Annotated in this window: 1 protein-coding gene; it reads left to right on the forward strand. The window is 65.5% G+C overall.

Features of this window, described 5'->3' with window-relative positions; genetic code table 11:
• Positions 1 to 339, forward strand: a 339-nt coding sequence (locus ABFX45_RS46190) for a glycoside hydrolase family 15 protein (protein ID WP_346137428.1), incomplete at its 5' end; no start/stop codon positions are given.
• Positions 340 to 857 lie beyond the last annotated feature (518 nt).

Below are 857 nucleotides of genomic sequence, written 5' to 3' on the forward strand. Positions count from 1 at the left end.
CGCTACTGCTGGCTGCGTGATGCCGCGATGACCGCCGCTGCCCTGGTGTCGCTCGGGTCGTTCGATGAGGCCGAGGGGTTTCTGGCGTGGCTGCACGGGGTTCTTGCCACCGTGCAAGGCCCTGAGCGCCTGCACCCGCTGTACACGTTGCACGGCACGCAGCTCGGTGCCGAGGCCGTGATCGACACGCTGCCGGGCTACGCGGGTTCGCGTCCGGTGCGCGTCGGCAACCTCGCGAACCAGCAGGTCCAGCTCGACGTGCTGGCTGAGCCGCAGGGAAACGGGCACCACAGGTTCGGCACCGTCGCGTTGATCACGGTCGTCCACGGGCATCGGTGACTGCAGGCGCCAGGCTCGTGCTTCTGCGATTTGACGCGTTCGGAAGGCAGCGCCCTCGGGGTGGATCACGCGCTCCGCGGCGGTCATGTCTGTGCGGTTCGGCTCGTGCGCTTCGAGAAGTCGAATGTGCCCTTCATCAGCGGGACAAGCACGACAGAAGGTAACCACATGGGCCACTTGGATGCACAGAAGCGGTTCCGTGCGGTGGAACGCAAGTTCGTTGCACGCGAGTTCCTCGTGTTCTCAGCAAGGTGCAACCCGCTGTCACAGGTGAGCACCCAGTCGTTTGCCAGGCGACGGCGACGTGCCTGGACTGTTGGGGCCGTGTGGCGTCGTCGGTTCTGCGGCTGCACTCACGGACTGGCTTTGAGCCCTGAGGAGGTCGCCCCACCCCTGCGTGTCAGGGTGAGTTGAGTCCAGTGGTTCACAGCAAGCTGGCCTGACGCAGGGCGAGATTCGGATTGATTGACATGACCCGCAAGGCCAGGTCCTCGGTGGTCGAGGACGATGATGGGCGG

This window comes from Lentzea roselyniae, from assembly GCF_039537795.1.
GTDB classification, from domain to species: Bacteria; Actinomycetota; Actinomycetes; order Mycobacteriales; family Pseudonocardiaceae; genus Lentzea; species Lentzea atacamensis.